Origin of the sequence: Kitasatospora sp. NPDC056327, assembly GCF_042261735.1 — a bacterium.
Classification (GTDB): Bacteria; Actinomycetota; Actinomycetes; order Streptomycetales; family Streptomycetaceae; genus Kitasatospora.
Window position 1 is genome coordinate 1 of record NZ_JBHJRC010000528.1, and the last position, 2020, is coordinate 2020.

Consider the following 2020-nt stretch of genomic DNA (forward strand, 5'->3'; position numbering starts at 1 on the left):
GCCTCGGCGAAGGGGGATTTCGCCGAGGCCGCGGGCCGTGCTGCGCCGTGCGGTGCTGCTGTCGTGCGGTGCCGTGGTGCCGTGCCGGGGCGGCGGGACGCCGCCCGGCTCAGTTGGCGCGGTCGAAGTCGATCGCGCTGTAGGCCCGCAGCTTGGACAGCTTGTGGGTGGAGTGGATCTCCCGGATGGTGCCGCTCTTGGAACGCATCACCAGCGAGCTGGTGGTGGCGGTCTCCTGGCGGTAGTGCACGCCGCGCAGCAGCTCGCCGTCGGTGATCCCGGTGGCGACGAAGAACACGTTCTCGCCGCTGACCAGGTCGTCGGTGGAGAGCACCCGGTCGAGGTCGTGCCCGGCGTCCAGCGCCTTCCGGCGCTCGGCGTCGTCCTTGGGCCAGAGCCGGCCCTGGATGACGCCGCCCATGCACTTCATCGCGCAGGCCGCGATGATGCCCTCGGGGGTGCCGCCGACGCCCATCAGGAGGTCGACGCCGGTGCCCTCGCGGGCGGCCATGATGGCGCCGGCGACGTCGCCGTCGGAGATGTACTTGATCCGGGCGCCGGCCTCGCGGATCTCCTTGATCAGGCCCTGGTGGCGCGGCCGGTCGAGGACGACGACGGTGACGTCCTCGACGGCGATGCCCTTGGCCTTGGCGACCCGGCGGATGTTGACGGCCGGCGGCGCGGTGATGTCCACGAAGTCGGCGGCCTCCGGGCCGGCGACCAGCTTGTCCATGTAGAAGACCGCGCTCGGGTCGAACATGGTGCCGCGGTCGGCGACCGCCAGGACGGCGACCGCGTTGTTCATGCCCTTGGCGGTGAGGGTGGTGCCGTCCACCGGGTCCACCGCGACGTCGCACTCGGCGCCGGTGCCGTCGCCGACCCGCTCGCCGTTGTAGAGCATCGGGGCCTCGTCCTTCTCGCCCTCGCCGATGACGACGACGCCGTTCATCGAGACGGTGGAGACGAGGGTGCGCATGGCGCGGACGGCCGCGCCGTCGGCGCCGTTCTTGTCGCCGCGGCCGACCCAGCGGCCGGCGGCGAGCGCCGCCGCCTCGGTGACCCGGACGAGTTCGAGCGCGAGGTTCCGGTCCGGAGCCTCCGGCGCGACCTCCAGGGAACTGGGGAGGTGGTGCGGGTACTGCGTGGTCATCGTCGTTACCTCTCTGTACGCGACGGCCAGTGAGCGCCCGACTACTGCCTGGTCGAACGCCGTGGTGAGGGTGTTGCGATCGTATCCGTACCCGTGGGCGGTGTCTGTGGCGCGGTCCCCCGGCGGGACGGCAACGGCAGGTTCCACGCCGCTTCACCCCGGCGTGCGGACCCCGGGTGCGGGCGTTCGCGTCGGCATGAGTCACCATGTGGGGGTGGCTGGAGAGAGCAAGGGAATGAGGGGCCGGCAGACCGTACGGGACATGATCCTGTCGATGCTGGCCGTCGGCGTCGTGGTCTGGGTCGGGTACCTGTTCCTGCCGCACGACGCGGACAGCGACGGGGTCCGCACGGTGGAGTACCGGGTGGCCGCGGCCTCGGCGAAGCGCGCCGCGCCGTATCCGCTGCTCGCCCCGGAGGGCCTGCCCGCGCAGTGGCGGGCCACCTCGGTCACCTACAACCCGGCCGCGATCAGCAACGGCAAGGGCAACGCCTGGCACCTGGGCTTCGTGACGCCGGCCGGCCAGTACGCGGCCGTCGAGCAGAGCGACGTCAAGCCGGACGACGTGCTCAAGGCGGCGGTGGCCGACGGCAGGCCCGACGGGACCCTGGACGTCGCGGGGCAGACCTGGGAGAAGGTCCAGGGCCCGAAGGCGCGCGCGCTCACCGTGCGGTCCGGCGACGCGATCACGGTGCTGACCGGCACCGCCTCCTACGAGGAGCTGGCCGAGCTGGCGACGGCGCTGAAGTAGTCCGGTTTCCGCCCCCGGAGCGGAGATCTCCGCTCCCCGGGGCGGCGCCCGCCGGGGCCGCGCCGGGCACGGCGCGAGGAGCACGGCGCGAGGGGCCCCGCACACCCGGTGTGCGGGGC

General features: G+C 73.0%; 2 protein-coding genes. One reads left to right on the top strand and one right to left on the bottom strand.

The features are described 5' to 3' along the window. Nucleotides 1–109 precede the first annotated feature (109 nt). Nucleotides 110–1150 carry a class II fructose-bisphosphatase gene (gene glpX, locus ACFCX4_RS36050; RefSeq protein WP_376151673.1) on the bottom strand — a complete coding sequence of 347 codons (1041 nt, stop codon included), beginning with the start codon at nt 1148–1150 and terminating at the stop codon, nt 110–112. Between the two features lie 235 nt (nt 1151–1385). Here glpX and ACFCX4_RS36055 point away from each other — a divergent pair, with 235 nt between their 5' ends. Beyond that, the gene (locus ACFCX4_RS36055) at nt 1386–1901 is read left to right on the top strand and encodes a DUF4245 domain-containing protein (RefSeq protein WP_376151675.1); all 516 of its coding nucleotides are present in this window, start codon (nt 1386–1388) and stop codon (nt 1899–1901) included. Nucleotides 1902–2020 lie beyond the last annotated feature (119 nt).

Excerpts from the sequence above, each read along its gene's own strand:
- glpX (WP_376151673.1), bottom strand. The coding sequence starts at position 1,150 with ATGACCACGCAGTACCCGCACCACCTCCCCAGTTCCCTGGAGGTCGCG.
- ACFCX4_RS36055 (WP_376151675.1), top strand. The coding sequence starts at position 1,386 with ATGAGGGGCCGGCAGACCGTACGGGACATGATCCTGTCGATGCTGGCC.